This is a genomic window from Rivularia sp. UHCC 0363, assembly GCF_034931125.1.
Lineage (GTDB): Bacteria > Cyanobacteriota > Cyanobacteriia > Cyanobacteriales > Nostocaceae > Rivularia.
Window position 1 is genome coordinate 6,042 of sequence record NZ_JAYGHM010000091.1, and the last position, 20,251, is coordinate 26,292.

The following is a 20,251-nucleotide window of genomic DNA, read 5'->3' on the forward strand; positions in this document are numbered from 1 at the left end:
TGATGGGAAGATGGGGAGATGGTGAACCCACTCTCGTGCGGAGGTTCCCTCCGTTGAGAGAAGTGGTGAACCCGAAGGGGGAGATGGGGTGATGGGGTGATGGGGAGAAATAATTATTATTAACTTTTAACTCCTAACCCCAATCCAAAATCCAAAATCCAAAATCTAAAATCCAAAACTCCTAACTCCTAACTCCTAACTCCTAACTATACCCAATGCCCTATTACTAATTTACTTAACTTCAATCGGTGCTAGGGCTACATTTTTGTAGTAATAATTTAAAATTTGTAGATAGTTGTAGCCTTGACTGGCTAAAAAACTAGCGCCATATTGACTCATACCTAAAGCGTGTCCCCAACCAAGTCCATTTAATACAAAAGTACCATCTTGCCCTTTACTAACGGTGAAGCGGGTACTATTAAGCTTAAATTCGGTGCGAACTTGCTCTCTTTTGATTTCTTTAATGCCTTTTTCACCAACAATGTGCAATTTTTTGACGCTGTTAAAAGGTGATAGTTCTACGGTTTTAATTTCTTTGATAGTGCCAATTTCGGGAAATTTTTTACTAATTTCTGTAGATGATAAACTTTGTTGCCATTTACAGTTAGAACTAAGATTAGGCGCATTCAAATCGAAGTCTGGAACTCCACGTAGGTAAGGTGAACTGTTACCCCACACGTCTTCTACATTTTCGGTATGTCCGCCAGAACAAGCATGAAATACTGGTTCAATTATTTCATTGTTATAAGTTAATACTTGTCCTGCTGTCGCGTCTACTGCGGCGTAAATTTTCGGGTCTTCTTTGATCACACCTCCATAAATTTGCCATTTGTCAGGAGTGTCTCCGACATCAAAAAGCGGATTTGCTTGCTCTTTCTGTCGTCTGTAAAGCGCGTAACTACGAGCTGCTACGGCTTGAGCTTTCAGAGCTTCGGGATTCCATCGAGCATCCATTTCTCCACCAACTACACTGTAGAGATATTCTTCTAAATCAACCCAGTTAACTGCGGTTAGTCCTTTTGGTGTGGGGATAACTAAGGTTCTACCCCGATACCAGCGATCGCCAATATAAACAAATCCTTTACCTTCGGGTTCAATCCAAAATAATGCGGATTGCCATTTATCTAGAGCAACTCCACCGGGTACGGGTTGAGCGTAGTAAGCTTCTCTTCCCGGTAATTTTCCTAAAGAACGTCCACTAGCATCTTTGACGATCGCAGTGGTGGAACTGCCAACTTTAACTCGGTTTACATCACGCTCAATAGCCACACGCATAATTACCGATGCTTGTGCTGGGACAATCATAATCATCCACAATAGTACTCCCAGCCACCAATGACGTACTTTTATCTGGGATAACATTGAATAATTTTTTAATCGGAATTTCATACTGCTTATAATAATTTTGTAAGATTTTCTTGTTAGAACTATATATATTGGACGGACATTTAATCGGTAGTTCCCCGGAACTCTGGTTTTTGGCTGATCAATATGCAAGCTTATCTAGCTAGCAATAATTATATAGTTTTTTAAATTATCCGAGATAAGTTTATTTGCTATTCTTGATACAATCCAAATAACATAACTGGTTTGTAAATTGTTGCTACTGTACCTTATAAAGCTGCAATCTGCTGTATATATATGCAAACCGAGATCAATTTTTCTGGAGGGGGTTTGGGGGAGAATCCCCCAATATCTTGGTTTTTTCCAAATATAAAATATAAATCGATTATTTGCAGTAAGTTTTATTCTTCCTACTTCCTCAATAATTACCGAACAAAATTAATTTCAGGCATATACTTTTGACGATTTTGGGGCAACATTGGCGATAATTCCCACTAAATTTAAGTTGTTAAGAATTTCTGTCGCTTGAATTAGTTCGCTTTGCTTGATTTTACCGATGCGTCCTACCATAATAATGCCGTTACATAAGGAAGCTAAAATCCTTGCATCTACGGTATCTAAAATCGATGAAGCATCTATTAACACTAAATCGTATTTTTGGGTAAATATATCTAAAAGTTCTTTCATCCGCCGCGAACTAAGTAATGTTACTGTATCATCTGGTATCGGTCCGGCAGTTAAAACATCGATCGCAGGATGAACGGGTTGGACGTAATCGGATATAGGACTATTTGCCTCTTCTAACAATAACAAGGAAAGTCCCCAATCGTTGGAAAGATCCATAATCGAGTGTAAGCTGGGATTTCGCAGGTTTGCATCAATTACCAAAACTCGTTGATGCATTCTCGCAGCACTTACCGCTAATCCCAATGTTGAGGTTGATTTCCCTTCACCTTCCCTAGCTGAAGTAATCATCAATGATTGACAGTGTTGCGGATACCTTAATATTTGAATATTTTGGTAAGCCATGTCTAAGGTTTCGTGGGAAGGTAAATAAGCAATGGTTTGTGAAAAAGCAGGATATGACTTTTGTCCCCGCAATAAACGTTGCGATCGCACTCCAATTGGTAAACCAAAAAGTTTTTTCTTTTCCCTAGGTGCTAAGAGTTTGGGAATTTTACCAAGTAAGCGCAGGTTGGTAAACCTAGTTAGTTCTTGAGGACTGTAAATAGTGTCGCTCAATAGTTCTAAAATTAATGCGATCGCGATACCTAAAATTGGACCAGTGACTGCACCTGCTAATAAAATCAACATTCTGGAGCGACCAGTTTTAATTCCTAATTCTGGTTCTTCAAGTATTTGCCAATCAAACCCACCTTGAGCAATTTTCAGTGCTAAAGATTGACGCGCTTCCATCAACTGTGCGAGGGTTTTGCGGTTGGTTTCTACGGACGGTAACAAGCGGTTATATTCGGCAATTAAACTAGGATATGTATTTAATTCTGAGCGTAGTTGACTTTCGGACTGCATCAAACTTTGCTGATTTGCTCGCAAACCCAAGGCTTCTGTTTGCAATTTAACCAAATCTTCGACTAATTTTAAATCTACTCCCGCAAGTTGCCCTTTTGTCAACAGTGGCTTTGCTGTATCATTGGCAATATTTGCTTTGTCTCCTAAGCTCCGTCCTGTTTCTTGACGCAATAAGTTTAGTTGACTCTGACGCTGTTCTAGAAGTTGTTGTACTGTGGGAGAATTATCGGTAAACCGTTGTCTTTCTTGCGCTAAAGCTAGTTCTGTTTTTTGAATTTCATCTAACAGCGATTGATAGCGAGTTGACTGACTCAGACGAGAAGATATTAAAGCATTTTGGGGAGAAGCAGCGAGTTTTTCTTCTAAGTTACTGTATTGAGCTTCTACATCTTGCAGTTGAGCGGTGGTTGTATCAAGCTCTTTTTTGATTCCCGCAAGAGATTCTAACAAAATTGTACTTTGGACTTGCGGATCGAGTATCTTGTATTTCTGCCGAAAGTTCTCTAAGTTTGTTTCCGATTCAATGACTTGCTGTTTTATTTTAGGAAGTCTTTCGTTGACGAAAGCAAGTCCTTTGGACAAACGCTCCTGTTGCTGTTCTCGATTAAAGTCTTGATAAACTTTCTGCAACGCTTCCAGTACTTTCTGTGATTTAGCTGGATTTTTGTCTTCAAAAGATACTTCAAATACTTCAGAGGGAACTTTATTAATTCCTGCTCCTGCTTGTATTTGAGTTACTGTTAAAGGTCCTTCTTCACCTTTCTTACCTTTAATATCTTCGACTGTAATATTTGGATATGTCGAACGCAGTAATGTCACCGCTTTTTGAATCAGTTTTTTACTCCGCATTAATTCTAATTGAGCCGTATAATCTACAACTTGAAGATTAGAATCAGTAAAATCATTATTTAAACTATTCTGATTATTAAAATTATTTGTCCCTTGATATATATTAGAACTCACTAATATTTGCATCGAGCTTTCACGCATTGGTTTGACTACTACTGATACAAGAGTAGCAACCGACATAACAATACCTGCGACACCTAAAATTAGCCAGCGTCGGCGATATAATATGGTAGATAGCTGTCTAATATTAACAGCTTCTTGTGGTCCGGCAATTATTATTTGCCCGTTCTCCAGACCAGTGTCAAGCACCATAATAAACCTCTTAAATCAAAACACTAATTTATGTTAATTTATGCAAGAAAATTACTTTTTATGCAGACAGATACTCTGTCCAAAAGACTAAATTAAATTTGTTTTAGACAAATAATCTAGCATATATAAGCAGGGTATGCTCATAATTTATTTGATGAATCTGAGACTAATTATTTGAGACTAAATATATAGAATTAAAATTACGTATTAAATGTTTCCTTTGACTTTGTTGTAAATGCAATTTAATTAAATTTGTATTGCTCAAATACACTGTACAGTTCAGTAAATTTAATTTATCTGCTACAAGAGGAACTAACATTTTTTACCAGGTTACTTAAAAAATTTAAGTGTCCTAGACTATTTTTTCCTAGTTTATCTATTATAGTAAAATTAAATTTATTTTTTGCTTGAAGAATATTTTGGGGATTGGACAAAAACGCAGCAAGTTTAAATCGTTTATCTGCGGGTATTCCAACTGCAAAATCTGCACCAATACTGTTGAGAAAGGCTTTTGCTTTACCAGAACCACCTAAGCTGTAAAAGGGTACTCCGAGTGTAAGTGCTGTTAATCCTAGATGCAGTTTGTATGAGACAACTAAGTCTAGTGTTGCAAGAAACTCAAGTGTTGATTGGGGGTCTGTATATACATGATGTTTGATATTCTTGGATTGTTTGGGTTGCAATTCGCTATTTATTGGTGACGAAGGTAAATAAGTTTTAATAAAATGGAAAACAATATCTCTTCTGATAGATGCAATAAATTTCAGTTGCAAAGCTAACCATTGACACTGTAATGTTTGAGGAATATTTATTCCTACATTGATAACATTACTCTGCTTGTTTTGATGGGGGATCTGCCAAAATTTTGGGACTGAAAGTAACACGTCGGGGTAATAAAAAACTTCTTTACCAAACATATTAATTAAATCTCGATCTGATTCTAATCTGACGGTACAGCATTGACACATATCTCCTTGAAAAAATTCTCGTCTCCAGTATGAAAGTTTTGCATTTGCTCCCAATCCTTCTCCACCGATGGAAATTGGATATACGGGACAATTTTTCTCGGTGCTGACGATTTGTAAGCGACGAAAATCTGCTTCAAATGGTGCTGAAAAGTTTTCTACAAGAAATCCTCCTCCACCGATAATGCAAAATTTGGCATCGTTAAGAAGCTCATCTAAGGAATCGGTAGTCTGAAGTTGATACCGTTGTGCTAACTGTTTATCTAAACGATAAATCACAGGTTTAACATCTAAATTTTTGAGATGTTTGGCAAATTGAACTGCCATAATGTCGTCACCGTAGTTACCATAATTGTACGAACCCCAAATTGCAACTTTCATTTTTATGGGAGTAGGGAGTAGGGAGTAGGGAGTAGGGACTTGGGAATTGGGAATTGGGAATTAATTTGTTTTTGAGTATCTTTTATATTGAGATTATCGTGAAAAAGTGATTATTTTTCATTAAACAAGGAAAATTATGAAGAATAAACCAAGATTATTTATTGGTGTTTCTTGTTGTTACTGTTCCCCGTTCCCTATTCACTATTCCCTTTTTTAAAGTGATGCTGTGTTTGATGATATTTCCAAAGTTTACCTTTGAGTTCTAATAATTCTTGATAACCTCCTTGTTCGACAATACGTCCTGCTTCAAGGACTACAATTTTGTCGGCTTTATAAATAGTGGAAAGTCGGTGAGCGATCGCAATTACGGTTCTTCCGCGAGCTAACCTTTCTAAAGATTGCTGTACCAAACCTTCACTCACCGAATCAAGAGCGCTAGTTGCTTCATCTAAAATTAAAATCTCTGGATTGCGTAATAATGCTCTTGCGATCGCAATTCTCTGTCTTTGTCCTCCAGATAAACGCAAACCGCGATCGCCGAGTTTTGTATCAAAGCCTTCGGGTAGTTCTAAAATAAATTCGTAGGCATTTGCACTTCTAGCTGCTTCGATAATCGTCTCATCGTCAATATCTAACCCGTAAGCGATATTTTCTCGCACAGAGGTGTTAAATATAAAGGTATCTTGACTTACTACTGCGATGTTTTGACGTAACGAAGCAAGACTATATTCGCGTAAGTCAACTTGATCAATTAATATTTTTCCAGAGGTTGGGTCGTAAAAGCGTACTAATAAATCCACGAAAGTTGTTTTACCCGAACCCGAAGCACCAACTAAGGCGACCATCTGACCGCATTCGATGGTTAAATTAATATCGTGCAGGACTAATTTACCATCGCTATAAGCAAAGTTGAGGTTTACTATTTCTATAGCTTGCTTTAAACCGGGAAACTCGCGATCGCCATTTGGTAAATAAGCTTTGTTATCAGTTCTTAAAAGTTCTTCAACTGACCTTAAAGCTCCAGAATTCATCGCAATTATACCCCAAGAACTATTCATATGAGCAATAATTGGCAGCAAGCGGAATAAAGCAAACAAAAAAGCAAGTAGAGAAACTACATTTAGAATTCCACTCGATATCAAAGTTGAAACTGCGACTAAAATCATTGCTACCAAAATTGTCGTAGCTAACGCTTCAATTAACGGTTGTAAAAGTCCGCTAAGAGTACTAGCTTTTAACCAAGCATTGGCAAATTTCTCAGCTACTCGATCAAAACGCTTGCGTTCAAATTCTTGAGTCCAAAATGCTTGAACGGTACGAATACCACTAACAAATTCTGTGGTTTTTGCGGCTAATTCCCCCCCAGCGGATGTCATTTCAAAGCTTGCTTGACGCACTCTACGAATCCAATTCGATGCTGCTGCTGCGAGTAAACTAAAAAGAAGTATTGTAACTAAAGTTAACTGCCAAGAAATTACGAACATAGCGCAAGTGTAAGCTAAAATTACGCAGCTTTTAGTTATAAAATTAATCAGTTCGTTAAAAGCAAAGCTCAGATGACTAACTTCAGCAGAAAAAGTATTAATTAATTCTCCCGAACGTTTTTGAATATAGTATAAAAGGCTGAAGCTTTCAAACTGCTCAAATATTCGTTTACGAAGAGTATCAACTAAGCCAATTTCACATACTTTAGCGTAATAACGCCCCAAATAGCTAAAAACTGCTCTTACCCAAACTGTAAATAATATTAAACCAGATATCCGCCAAATGCGTTGTGCAGCAACAGCTTGAGTCCCTAAAAGATGAATATCAAACCATTCAATCCCAGTTTTAAACGGAGAGCGATCAGGATTAGTTAATCCCTGCAACAAAGATGCTATTAAACCGATTCCCACTGCTTCCAATACCGCAGCCACAATTGTAAAAACCACAGCTATAATTGCAATACGATAAAACGGTTTAAATGCCTTAATAATCAGATAATTTTCTTGCCAGAAACTGTTAGTTTTGAAAATTCTATTAATAAAATAAGGTAGTTTTATGTACATATATATATTAAATAGGGAGTAGAGAATAGGGAATAGAAAGCGTGTTTATTTACTAATATTATATAAATCGAATAGTAGTCTTATCCGATCATAAATGTACCTAAGATAACTAAAATCTATTGCGAAATTTAAAATGCTGATTCTATTTTTAAAATTGGAATATTAACTTCATATTACTAATTAATCTTATTTGTTCTCCCTACTCCCCATTCCCTACTCCCTCTTATTTTACGGTTGCTGTAATTTTTGAATTTTAGATAAAATCAAAAAACGCCAAACATTTTGTATTTTTAAATTAAATTTCAACATAAAAGCAATCAATTGCCAAGACTTTTGATAGCGTCTGTATTTAGCAAAAAATTTCAAAGCCGAAACCATATGCACTAACGTTAGATAATTAAACTTGGAACTGGTACTAGAACGTTGATATAAATGCAGTGCAGATGCAGACGGTTGGAATAAAACTCTGTACCCATTTTGCCAAGCATCTACACACAAACTTACATCTTCAAAATACAAGAAAAAGCGTTCGTCAAACAACCCATATCGCTCTACATATTTCCCCGATACCATCATGAAAGCTCCAATTGCCCAATTTATTTCTACATTTTTTCTAGGAGGAGGCATACAGGCATAATAATAATCAAAAGGGTAAATTAAATTTTGTATTTTATCTCCTAATAAATATTTAAATAGCAAAAAATTGAACGTAGGAAATCTCCGAATCGAAGGTTGAACCGATTTGTCAGGATAAAGCAATTTAGGACAAACAATTGCAACATCGGGGGCTGAATTTAAAGTTGTTTTTAATCGAGAAATTATTTGGGGTTTAAATGTTACGTCCGGATTAATTAATACGTAAACTTTACTTGGTAAAGCCGCAACCGCTCTATTATTTGCAGCACCAAAACCTAAGTTTTGCTCTCCTTTTTTACCTATAAATATTTCTGGATATCGTCGAGTAAAATCATCCAAAATTTGCGGACATTTATCCTTGGAGGCATTATCATACACGATAACCTTGCCTGTTTCTGGGTATATTTCCTCGACCGCTTTTATACAAGATTCAATCGCACCCCTTAAAGTATGGGCGGAATTGTAAGAAACAATTACAAAAGATATATCATTTTTTGCTGTCATGGTAAACGCACCTGCACCCGCATCAAGATGATGCAGTTAATTACAAAGTATTGAGTAATTTGTTTTCTTGACTAAATCAATTGAATACTCCTAAGCAAAATTATTTAATCATAAATTACAGCTTGAGTCAGAATTTTAACCTATTTTGAGTGTTTTTCAATTTTTGTCTTCTCTTAAAGTAAAATAGTTTAGTATTAAATTACAATGCAATGTGTGTATATCTAGCATCCCCCAAAAGTTGTAGATCTTGCAGTAAAGCAGTTGCAATAGTTGTAATTACAATCGAGATGACAATCTAGTCAGTCACGCATTATTTATATAAACGTTGACATTGCGCGAATGTTTTTTTTGCCCGTAGATGATATTAGATACATTCGATACATCTTAAAAGCTAGTATCATGTATGGCGATCGCAATTGGTGGGGTTATTTCCCAAAAGTTTTGATTGAATAATCTAAAATTAATCATGAAATAGTAAATAATTATAATTTATACCTCTGCTCGTAGTTATTTACGAACTGACCATTATTTAGCGTTTTAAGCTTGGTATGTGTCTTTCAAAGCGCATCAAGCATAAATAAATTGTTTGATTAAGAAAGCAATTATATTAAGTCAATAACCTACAAAGCCTGTATTGATTAAAGTTGCTCGATTAACCTCAAAATAAACTGCTGCAACCATAATTTTAAATATTTGTATTTAAAAACACAAATAACTGTAAGTAAATACTTGGATTTTCAAATTGTTACCTAGAAAAATGTTAAAGTTTTTGTAAAGATAACTGAAAATTTACCGATGGCGAGTTGACTTAATTAAGTAAATAAACTTATGATTGCTTTAAGATTTTATGAAGCTAAAATAAATTAGCAGTCATAAATAGTTGAAAGTATCTATCAGTTTTGCTCGCTGTCGTATGTCCAGGCAGTCAGTCACGACATGAGAAATGCTTAATTTAAAAGGGATTTATAATTTAAAAGCAATTTAATGAATTGGATTTATTTCTACCGCACGCAAGTGTGAAGGATATCAAAGAAGTTTAAAAAATCTGAAAAACCGAAATAGTTTAATAGTCCCGCAATAATTTCAATTACTATTACTTCTTAACAATCGTTACTGATTCTTAGCTATGGTTCACGAGCAAAGGTCAACATCAGTAAGTTTAATACCGTATCCTAATTTAGATGCTAATTCTTGGAATGATAGCGACACCGATCGCTGTAACTATAATTTTGGTTATAAGATCAAGCTCAAAGATGAGAAACTGTTAGTTAAACGAACTTGTAAACCTTCGCAGATGCATTTGCTTTCTAATAGAAGCGAAGGATTTTTAGCAGACTGGCTGAAATTTTCTCCTGCAACAATAGTAGAAATAGATTCGCAAATTGAATTAGAACATCTGAAAATGTGGGCTAATCAATGTCGGAGATGTAAAAAGACAGTCTTTTTGCGTTTATCTCAACAAGAAAAATTATGTCAGTATTCTGGTAAATTGAATAATCTCTATCAATTTATCAAGCGATGCTGTGATTTTTTTGGAGCATTGATATTATTAATTATATTTACTCCTATATTGATTGCGATCGCAATATTAATTCGATTTTACTTTAATGAGCCGATACTGCAAACGCAGTGGTACGTGGGTAAACAGGGTAAATTATTTTGTATTTATAAGTGGGGTGGGAATCTTAGAGAAATTCATCTGGATGTTTTGAGTAAGCTACCGCAATTGTTTAATGTTCTTCAGGGTAATATGAGCCTTATAGGCAGATTCCCTTGGAGTTTAAGCGAAGTAATAGCAATCAGTTGCGAACAAAATCTTTCTAATTTTGACAATTTACCCGGTATTACAGAAGCATGGATAAAAAATAATTAGTGAATCATGAAGGTAAGTAAAGCGGCTGCACTTGCAATTCAAAACTTCGGATATCATCAAATTGGTCAATGCAATATTTGTGGAAAATCTACTATTTTCATCTGCATTGATGTGAATACAGTCCGGAATAATATGTACTGTCCTGTATGTAAAAGTTCATCCCGAAAAAGACACGTTGCTAAGTTATTGATTGATAAAGTTAATCCCAAATCTAGTTTAGCTGAGGTTTCATCAAATAAGCAGCTAAATAATTTGAGTATTTACAATGCTGATGTGAATGATGCTTTTTATCAAGTGCTGCGTAATTTAAAATCTTACTACTGTTCTAGCTATATACCAGATGTTGAACCGGGAACCGAAATTAAAGAAAAAGTCTTTTGTCAAGACATAGAAAACTTGACCTTTGCTGATGAAAATTTTGACATAGTAATTACAGAAGATGTTTTTGAACATATTAGGAATTATAAACAAGCTTTTCAACAGGTATATCGTGTTTTAAAAAAAGGTGGATATCATATTTTTACTGTTCCCTGCTTTTTCGATAAACCGACATTAGTTAGAGTTGACACTTCAGGAAAAGAAGATATTCATTTATTACCCCCAGAGTATCACGGCGATAAAATTCGCGGTAAAATACTAGCTTACAGAACATTTGGCATCGATATTTTTGAAATTTTAGAAAAAATTGGCTTTGAAACCACAGTCGATTTTTCTAGCTATGTAGATAAACGTTACGGAATCTTGGACAGCTATGCTTTTTGTTCTAGAAAAGTTTGAAATATAATTTTTTTTTACATTCTTAACTCCTAACTCCTAACTAATAATGAATCCTTTAATTATAAGTACTTTTGATATTAGTGGTGGAGCAGCTCGTGCAGCATTTCGCTTGCATAATGGATTAAAGGATATAAAAATTGATTCGCAAATGTTGGTTGAATACAAAACGAGTAGCGACAATAGCGTTATTGGACCTGCAAATAAAGTTGAAAAGTTGCTCAATCAAATGCGACCTACTTTAGATAATTTACCATTAAAATTTTATCCAAAACATGATTATGGAACTTTTTCAACCCAATGGTTTCCAGATTTCATAAAATCAAAAATAGAGCATCTGTCTTCAGACATAATTAATATTCATTGGACTTGCGGTTATCTGAAAATTGAAAACATTGCCAAATTAAAAAAGCCCTTAGTTTGGACTTTACATGATATGTGGGCATTTACCGGAGGTTGTCAATATAGTTTAGATTGCGATCGCTATACAAAATCTTGCGGTGCTTGTGTTCAACTCCACTCTTCCAAAGAACAGGATTTATCCCGTTGGGTGTGGAAGCGTAAAGCCGCATCATGGCAAAATCTTGATTTAACAATCGTTACTCCCAGTCTTTGGTTAGCTAAAGTTGCCAGTCAAAGTTCTCTATTAAAAGATTATCCGATTAAAGTAATTCCTAACGGTATTGATACCAAAAAATATAAACCAATTGATAAAAGTATTGCGAGAAAATTATTAAATCTTCCCTTGGATAAACAGTTAATTTTATCGGGTGCTGCTACAAGTAGTTACAGAAAAGGAATCCATTTACTTGAAAAAACGCTACAAAAATTAAGTTATGATCATAAAAATCAAGCAGAATTAGTGTTTTTTGGTTCCTTACAACCCGATCGACAAAATAACGGCAATTTAAAATGTCATTACATGGGGAATCTTCATGATGATATATCTTTAGCATTAGTTTATGCAGCAGCGGATGTATTTGTTGCAGCTTCAATTCAAGATAATTTACCTAATACCGTCATGGAAGCTTTAGCTTGCGGTACTCCATGCGTTGCTTTTAATATTGGAGGAATGTCAGATATGATTGAGCATCAAGTCAACGGTTACTTAGCTCAAGCGAATGACATTGAAAGTTTAGCTCAAGGTATTACTTGGATATTATCTCATAATTCACCACAAAAAATTCGCGATCGCGCACGCCTTAAAGTAGAGCAAGAATTTACTATTGAACTACAAGCACGACATTACTCCCAGCTTTTTGATGAAGTAATTAATCATTAAATTTAGTTTAATTTAATTAATTTATTTTGCTTTTTCCTACAAATTCATAGGTTATGGAAAGGGAGTAGGAAGTAGGGAGTAGGGGAAGGGTTTTGAGCTTAATTTATTCCTACCAACCTACTTAGCATATTAGTCACTGGATAATCTTTTTTCCCAATTCCCAATTACCCATTCCCAATTACCCATTCCCAATTACCAATAAATCCGTGAATATCAAAGCAAATATTCAAAAACCACAAACCAACTACTTCTTTTATACGCTGATTTTCTACAGCATATTAATTTTATATCTTTTACCTTATAACCTAGAACTTCCTCACGCTAAAATATTTTTACCCTTACTGACAATAATTTTAATCCTGCAACTTTTTTTTAATAAAACTCAAATATTAATTACAGATATTTTACTTGTATGCTCAATTTTGATTGTCACCTTTATTAATTTGTCCACGTATCAGTTATTTCGATATAGTTTACCAATTTGTTTAATGCTGATTGGTTTTAGTGGTTGTCCGCAAATACGGATTAAAAAAGATTATTTAATCAGATTGTGTTGGTTAGCAACCTTTACTCTCATCTATCAAATGATATTTTATAGAAGAGTAGAGTTTGATGGCAGTTCTAGAGTATCCTTGAGTAACGGAGACCCTAACGTATCCGGTTTATTTATGCTGTTGTTTTTTTTCGTTTCATGCAAAGCTAAATTTAAACCAGGCATAATTTTATCGTTAGTTTCCACCGTATTTTTCTTAAGTAGAAATTATTTCCTCAGCTTATTAATTTATTTAATCATTATTGTATGCGAACAGAAATTTATTAAAATAGCCAAAAGAATAAATTTTGCTGTATTCTTTATTTTATCGAATCTGGTAGGATTTTTAATTGGAGAATACTTTTTAAACTTCGTCAAAATAGGTTACGCATACGATACAAGTGCAAGCCGTTTATTTTCTTTTAACGATACATCTAATTTAGCTAGATTTGAAGCTAACCGATTTTTAGTAACATCTTATCAGCACGATTGGACTCTCGCTTTAAAAGGTTATGCAGGTAGATACGACGAAGTATTTAAAGGAATTGGTTCTTTAATTCACAACTCGTTTTTAGAGGTAATTGCATATATTGGTATCCCTCTCGGATTTCTTTACTTCTGGGCAATTTTAAAAGTCGTTGGAGGATACTATACTCCTAACAATTATAAATATATCTTCCCTTATTTATTTTTCTGTTTATTCCTACATAGCGGACTTCAAGGACTTGCTCCTTTACTTTTTGTGAGTATTTTAGCAATGTCAGTTGAAGATAATAAAGTTTTCACTTGGAATAATACAGACCCGAATCTCACCCCTCTCCTTGATAAGGAGACGGGAAGGGGGTGAGGTAAAGCTTGTATTTCAAGATTAGATTAATTAAAATATTAATTAAAAATCAAAATAAAATCTTCAAAATATGCAGCCGAAAATATCAATCATCACACCAAGCTTTAATTCTGAAAAAACTATTGAAAAAACAATTCTGAGCGTTATTAATCAACAGAAAACATCTATTTTAGAATATATCGTAGTTGATGGAGGTTCTACTGATAAAACTTGTGAAATAGTTAATAAATACGCGAATAATATAGATATAAATATAGATCTATTATCCGAACCAGATTCTGGTGCTTACGACGCAATGAATAAAGGTATCCAACGTGCTAGTGGAGAAATTATCGGTATTATTAATTCCGATGATTGGTACCTTGACAATGCTATCAAAAACGTACACCAAGAATTTGATCGACATTCAGAAATAGATATATTATATTCACCAATTCAGAACTATTACCAAGGTGAATATATTGCGACCTTTATTCCCGGTCAATTAGATAAACTACCGATTCGCTTCACCTTAAATCATCCATCTTGCTTTATTAAAAAATCCGCTTATATCGCAACTGGTTTATATGACTTACAATACAAAATTGCAGCAGATTACGATCTAATTTTGCGTTTATTTATTAACAAATTTAAATTTCATTTTATCGAAACTCCCCTAGCAGCTTACTCTCTCAACGGAATGAGTTCATCACCCCTACCTTGGGATAGAGCAAAATTAATCGCTGAATGTTGGAAAATAAGCAATAAAGCATCCGTTTATGTTCCAGAATCCCATCAACAACGGATAAAAGCTTATACATTATGGATTATTAACGAAATCTTTGCATTACCAGCCAGATATTTTTTAAAACCACCTACAGCACGTAAACTCAAAAGTTCTATCAAACAACTTACAAAAACATCTGTATCTGAATATGGTAAATGGTAATGTCCAAAATATTGTTTATTTCTGCTCATGCTCCTACAAATCTATATCCTCAAGCTGGACAAAAGATAGCTTTAAGCAATTTAGATAAATATTATTCCGATAATACAACCGTCGATGTCGTTGCGATCGCAAATAAAGCCGAAATCGATGCTGCTACAGATTTAGTCGATAAATATAGTAACCTTTTCACCTATCCCCTGACAAAATCACATAAAATTATTAGCTGCTTAACTCGTATATCTATTCCGTTTAAATTTTCTAGCCGTTATCAAGCGACCGTAGCTGAGAAAATCCAAGAATTATTACAAAAAAACACTTACGATGTAATCCATTTTGAATATTCCCACGCTGCAATTTATCTCGATTTGATTAAACCGCTGATTAATAATTATACTCGGACTGTAATTAGTATCCACGATATTGTTGCTCAATCTTTTTTAAGAAAGTCCGAAACTAATTTTATTTTAGGTATTGAAGTAGCCAGATTATTCCAACTTGAAAAAAAACTTTATCAGAATGTAAATCAATTATGGGTTTTGTCCAAAAAAGACCGCGACATTCTTACCTCTTTATTTAGCATTCCAGAAGATAAAATAATTATCAAACCTCCTCAGCTTAGTTCCTTTATATCCCAAGTAAAACGTCATCCAGATAAAATTGAGCAAAAAAGCTTACTATTTTGGGGTGCAATGAATCGACCGGAAAACGAACAAGCGGTGATTAATTTTCTGCAAAACTGCTTTGCAAAGCTGCTGAAAATAAATCCAGAATGCAAGCTTTATATTGTCGGTTCCAATCCTTCAGCAAAAATTATCAACTTGAAAAATAATAATATTATAGTAACTGGATTTGTTGAAGACCCAACACCATTTTTTGAAAAAGCAGAAATCGGAATTGTACCTTTACTTCAAGGTGCGGGTATCAAACTTAAAACCTTGGAAATGCTTGCAGCAGGATTGCCGGTAATTTCTACTAATATAGGTGCTGAAGGAATAGAATCATCAGAAAATTTGTTGGTAAACGATCGCCTTAATGAATGGGTAAATATTATTACAGGCTTAGGGAAAAAGAATTAAATCAAAACCATAATTAATTCTAGTGGCAAACCTTACCATGTTAATTGTCGGTTTGAAGTCCCCGGATTTATCCGACGTTGTTAGGTTAGCACAGCGTGACCAATTACCAATTATACTCACACTACTTAAAGTATTACGTGCGATCGCGATGAGAATTTCTTACATTTATGGGACTTCCTTGTTCCCAGTCTCCGACTGGGAATGCATTTTTGAAGGCTCTGCCTTCTATTATGTAATGGAGGCAGAGCCTAGGGTGTTGACTTTGTGGTATTTTTGGGCTAAAAGTTCATACAGTTTTTGTGGTGGCTTTGAAGTGGAGGCAGAGCCTCCCGTAAGGCATTCCCAGGCTGAGCCTGGGAACGAGAAATGGTGGGTTTATTTCCGCCATGCTGTACTAGTCACACACCCTGCAAGAAAAAATGTGCCAGTTGCATAAGTTCTAATTAAGTTCTAATTAAGTTCTAATTTAATTAAAAAACCCTGGGAATGATAATCTAGACACATTTCAAGTTAAAATTAATAACTTGGCTTGATTTACCGGCAATTATTTCTGCCTAAATATGGTTCGTTATACTATTGTTCAAAGTCCAGAAATTGTCCTAACCGTTCCCGGCAAAGATTCCACTAAAGCTCGTGAAAAAGCAATGGATAAGCTGATGGAAATTATGGAAGCTGGTGATTTACCGACTCAACTCGAAGAAGGGTTTGGTCCTCAACAATTAATTGAAGTCAAAGAAGCGTCGATGAATACTGCTAGCGGAGAAGATACGATTATCGAAGCAGTTCAACTTTTGAGCAATCTCGCAACTCTCAAGTTGAAAGTTCAGGAAACACGTACCGAAGCTTTGGAAGTTCGTAAGTTAGTTGATATCCTTTTTTCAGATCAATCCGTCAGTGAGGAAGAAATTTCTAGCCTCAAAGAAGGTTTTAAAGCTCTGAAAAATTTTGCTCAAGCTAATTTACGCTTTAAAGAAGCTAGAGACAAAGCAGAGGAAGCTCGTGAGGTGCTAGACCAAGCTTTGAAATCTCCAGATTAATAAGGAGTTAGGAATTTGCTTGTATCTTGCATCCTAACTCCTAATACCGTTTATTTATAAATAAAGATGCGCCTATTTTAGCCTACGCAGGTAGGCTTTGTAATATTAGCCCCAGCCTTCTAGGCTGCGGGTATTTTAGCGTATCCTCTAATTTAGTTAAAGACTTCGCAATTGCGAAGTCTCTACAATTCTTAATGTAGTTTGACTTTATTTTCCGTTCGCGACTCAGCTAAATCACTTTCAACCCGTTCGGCACTCATTCTGTAATACTGTTGATAATTACTTTGAGAAGTAGCAGTTGCTTCCTTAGATTTATTTGCTACCAAACCTAAAATCGGAGTACCCGATACTTGAATTTCTTCTAAGGCTTGAGCGAATGCAGTACGCTTCAATTTACCCAAACCAGCTACTAACATTACACCATTGGTATTTGCAGCTAACAAGTTAGCATCAGCAAAACCAACTATAGGTGTAGTATCATAAATAACTAAGTCGAAACTATTATGCAGTTCGTTCATCAAATCCTGCATTTTTACAGATGCAAGCAATCTGGTAGAGTCAGGTGGGATGGGACCCGCAGCCATGACATACAAATTATCTTCAAGTGGCGATCGCTCTATTATATTACTCCACTCCAATTCAGAGGAAATAACATCCGTTAATCCCTGAATATTCATTAATCCGACCCGCTTATGTATAGTCGGACAGCGAAGATTTGCATCTACCAATAATACCCGTTGTCCCATTGCAGCAGCAGCCAAAGCTAACTGAATAGCAACAGTAGTTTTACCGTCTTCTGGTGTAGCCGAACTAACCACGAGCGAACGAATCGGCGTATCCGAACCTAAAAGCAGAATATTGGTATAAAGCGAACGAAAAACTTCAAAAAATGCAGCACGAGTTGTTTGATGAACTCGACCAACTTGTTCATCTTGCTTTGCACTAGCAGCAAGTTCTTTACTGAAAGGAACTACCCCTAATAAAGGTAATCTGGTAGTCTCTTTCAAATCTTTAGAAGTGTAGTAAACATTGCTCAACTTATCTACAACCAAAGCAGCACCGACACCTAAAAGTAAGCCCAAAGCTCCACCCAAAGCTAAGTTTCTTTTAGCACTTTGAGAAACAGCTTCAGGTTCTTCGACTTTAGTCAGTTGAGGATCTAATAACTTCCAAGGTTGCTGTTTTTGGGACTTTTCAATTTCCAAAGCTTGCTGCTTGGTTAAAAACTGATTTAGTCCTTCTGTCGCAATCTGTAATTCCCGCTGAATATTTTCGTAATCGCGGGTGACTGTTGCTAAATTTCTCAGTTCTGCGTTGAGCTTATCTACCTTATCAGCTAAAGATAAATCGCGAGCATATAATGTCTGAATGCGACTTTGAAATTCTTGTTGGACTCGCTGTTCCTCTGCATTCAGCATCGGAATCAAGTTAGTGGTCTTTTGCTGTAAAGCCTGTATTGTGGGATTATTATCTGTAAATACAGCAGACTGGGTTTTATTTTCAATCTGAATCTTCTGAATTTCGTCTAATATTCTCTGATAGCGAGGGTTTTCGCTGAGTATCGAATTACCAACCCTTTCTCCTGGCTGTTTCGCTAATTCCTTTTGTAACTCTTGGAACTGAGCCGACATTTGCTGGTACTGCACCCGGTTCTCTAATTGCTGTTGCGTCAAAGTGGCAATTTGAGCGGATACTTCTTGAGATTTTTGTGCGGGTTCAATTAGATTATTTCTGCTTCGTAGCGTCCGCAGCTTATTTTGTAACTCTTCAACTCGTAGTCTTAATCCACCGCTGTTGATTCGTCCTCTAACAAACGCGATCGCCTGATCGATATCTTGCTGACGTTCCTTCAAGCTATAGTTTAAATAAGCATCAGAAACTTCGTTTAAAACATCAGTAACTAACTGCTTGTCAGCGGCTACATATCCTACTGTCAAAATATCTTTTTGTTTAGACCCAATAACTAAACCGCTAACAAATGACTTATATTCGAGATTTGGATACTTCGTCTGAAGCTTTTCTAAAACTGGGTTTAGTATTAACGGGCTTTGTAAAACTTGAATCGTTGTAGCAACATCTTTTTCCGTCTCCGGAGGTGCGATCGCATCTGTTGAACCCAAAGTTTGAGGAATATTGGCGATCGCTTTATTTTCCCCGGTCACTGGTTTGGTTAAAATATCAAACTGACCTTGAAATACCGGAGGTTCCGATTCTGCTTTTAATACCGCAGCCGTTGCGACTACCCCCGTGACACCAACAATTAATAATGCTCTGCGTCTAAGAGCCGCTCCTACCTGTCCTAAATTCAATCCACCTTCTTCAACATCATTTAAAGGGGTACCTGCTTGAGAAAAGAGGTAAGGATTTTTTTCTGACTTCAGCATAGTCATAGTAAATTTTAATTGCTTGTATTACTTACGTAATTTTTCGCTTTTATTCCCGAAAGGCACTATTAATTTAGTTTTCCGTTTGGTTTTCTCAAATGCCTTTACGACACCGATGCACCCTCTCCTTCTGAAGAAGTTAAAACTATACTCAAAAACATCTTCAAGCTTTCCTCAAACGTTGTTAACAACGTATCCAACAGATACACGACCCTGCTTGAAGTATTGAAGATACCAGTCTACGGCTCGCGTTGTACTGTGTATACAGTAACATTACGTAGCATCTGTTTGTTGATTCATTTACATCTACAATTAATTATAGTTAAGTTTTGATTAGTTTTTTTTAAACTTTAAGATTCAATTTTTACTACGGTAAGATAGATAAATTTGGGTTAATTGAATAATTTACAGCTTAAGACAGCTTATCAGCGCTAAATACGCCGATTTAACCGAAATGAAAGCTCACTGTATTATTACTCATCTGACAGAAATTTTTCCGGACAAAACCAGGGGTCAACAATTTTACTTACTTTTATTTGCTATTAACAATATATTTGTAAAGTAAATAACATTTATGTCAGTATTTACCCATCAAGTTAAACTATGGTATTTGTGCTGTAATTGCTTGTTGAATCAAGATAACACTCGAACGATACTTACTGTAGACGTAAATGCCAACGCGATCGCTTTAGTCCCTAGTATTTATTTTTGCTTAGAATAGTCTAAGTAACACCATCATGCTTTACATATATTGCAAAGATTCTTTAAAGATTATGTATATAACATCCAGTTTACATAAAGCTACTGTGAACCGGGTAGCATAACTTTATATAAGATATTTAGATTCGCTTGCAATATCTACGAGCGATCAAGCCCTCACGGTCAGGACTTACGCACCGAAAACGGTAAATATTGTTCCAGTCATGGAGATCCCTCCGATCGATCAAAA

Annotated in this window: 14 protein-coding genes; 8 read left to right on the plus strand and 6 right to left on the minus strand. The window is 35.5% G+C overall.

Going from position 1 to position 20,251, the window contains the following annotated elements; all coding sequences use genetic code 11:
- Nucleotides 1–231: 231 nt before the first annotated feature.
- From VB797_RS31605 to VB797_RS31625, 5 genes are all read right to left on the minus strand, one after another.
- Nucleotides 232–1,389, minus strand: coding sequence for a SpoIID/LytB domain-containing protein (locus tag VB797_RS31605; protein ID WP_323241748.1), 1,158 nt, complete (start codon nt 1,387–1,389; stop codon nt 232–234).
- A 399-nt stretch (nt 1,390–1,788) separates the two neighbouring features.
- The gene (locus tag VB797_RS31610) at nt 1,789–4,035 is read right to left on the minus strand and encodes a polysaccharide biosynthesis tyrosine autokinase (RefSeq protein ID WP_323241749.1); all 2,247 of its coding nucleotides are present in this window, start codon (nt 4,033–4,035) and stop codon (nt 1,789–1,791) included.
- Between the two features lie 293 nt (nt 4,036–4,328).
- Nucleotides 4,329–5,381 (minus strand): polysaccharide pyruvyl transferase family protein, encoded by a 1,053-nt coding sequence (locus VB797_RS31615; RefSeq protein WP_323241750.1) that lies wholly within the window; start codon nt 5,379–5,381, stop codon nt 4,329–4,331.
- Between the two features lie 194 nt (nt 5,382–5,575).
- The gene (gene hepA, locus VB797_RS31620; RefSeq protein WP_323241751.1) at nt 5,576–7,429 is read right to left on the minus strand and encodes a heterocyst formation ABC transporter subunit HepA; all 1,854 of its coding nucleotides are present in this window, start codon (nt 7,427–7,429) and stop codon (nt 5,576–5,578) included.
- 228 nt (nt 7,430–7,657) lie between these two features.
- Complete coding sequence (locus VB797_RS31625) at nt 7,658–8,569, minus strand: glycosyltransferase family 2 protein (protein WP_323241752.1); 912 nt, start codon at nt 8,567–8,569, stop codon at nt 7,658–7,660.
- Nucleotides 8,570–9,695: 1,126 nt separating this feature from the next.
- On the opposite strand from VB797_RS31625, the gene hepC reads away from it, so the two are divergent.
- The 7 genes from hepC to VB797_RS31660 all read left to right on the plus strand — a co-directional run bounded on the left by hepC (nt 9,696) and on the right by VB797_RS31660 (nt 16,918).
- Nucleotides 9,696–10,442, plus strand: coding sequence for a heterocyst development glycosyltransferase HepC (hepC, locus tag VB797_RS31630; RefSeq protein ID WP_323241753.1), 747 nt, complete (start codon nt 9,696–9,698; stop codon nt 10,440–10,442).
- Between the two features lie 6 nt (nt 10,443–10,448).
- Entirely contained in the window at nt 10,449–11,219 is a 771-nt protein-coding gene (locus tag VB797_RS31635; RefSeq protein ID WP_323241754.1) for a class I SAM-dependent methyltransferase, read from the plus strand.
- Nucleotides 11,220–11,265: 46 nt separating this feature from the next.
- A complete protein-coding gene (locus VB797_RS31640) occupies nt 11,266–12,498 on the plus strand; it encodes a glycosyltransferase family 4 protein (RefSeq protein ID WP_323241755.1) in 1,233 nt (410 codons plus the stop codon).
- Between the two features lie 206 nt (nt 12,499–12,704).
- Nucleotides 12,705–13,877, plus strand: a complete 1,173-nt coding sequence (locus tag VB797_RS31645; RefSeq protein WP_323241756.1) for a hypothetical protein — start codon at nt 12,705–12,707, stop codon at nt 13,875–13,877.
- A gap of 70 nt (nt 13,878–13,947) precedes the next feature.
- Nucleotides 13,948–14,805 carry a glycosyltransferase family 2 protein gene (locus VB797_RS31650; protein ID WP_323241757.1) on the plus strand — a complete coding sequence of 286 codons (858 nt, stop codon included), beginning with the start codon at nt 13,948–13,950 and terminating at the stop codon, nt 14,803–14,805.
- Complete coding sequence (locus VB797_RS31655) at nt 14,805–15,881, plus strand: glycosyltransferase (protein WP_323241758.1); 1,077 nt, start codon at nt 14,805–14,807, stop codon at nt 15,879–15,881. Before VB797_RS31650 ends, VB797_RS31655 begins: the two co-directional genes overlap by 1 nt.
- 560 nt (nt 15,882–16,441) lie before the next feature.
- Nucleotides 16,442–16,918: a hypothetical protein gene (locus VB797_RS31660; RefSeq protein WP_323241759.1), complete on the plus strand. Its 477-nt coding sequence runs from the start codon at nt 16,442–16,444 to the stop codon at nt 16,916–16,918.
- Nucleotides 16,919–17,109: 191 nt separating this feature from the next.
- Here the strand turns inward: VB797_RS31660 and VB797_RS31665 are convergent, their stop codons facing one another.
- Nucleotides 17,110–19,302: a GumC family protein gene (locus VB797_RS31665; RefSeq protein ID WP_323241763.1), complete on the minus strand. Its 2,193-nt coding sequence runs from the start codon at nt 19,300–19,302 to the stop codon at nt 17,110–17,112.
- Between the two features lie 574 nt (nt 19,303–19,876).
- Here VB797_RS31665 and VB797_RS31670 point away from each other — a divergent pair.
- The gene (locus VB797_RS31670; RefSeq protein WP_323241760.1) at nt 19,877–20,023 is read left to right on the plus strand and encodes a hypothetical protein; all 147 of its coding nucleotides are present in this window, start codon (nt 19,877–19,879) and stop codon (nt 20,021–20,023) included.
- The last annotated feature ends 228 nt before the right edge of the window (nt 20,024–20,251 follow it).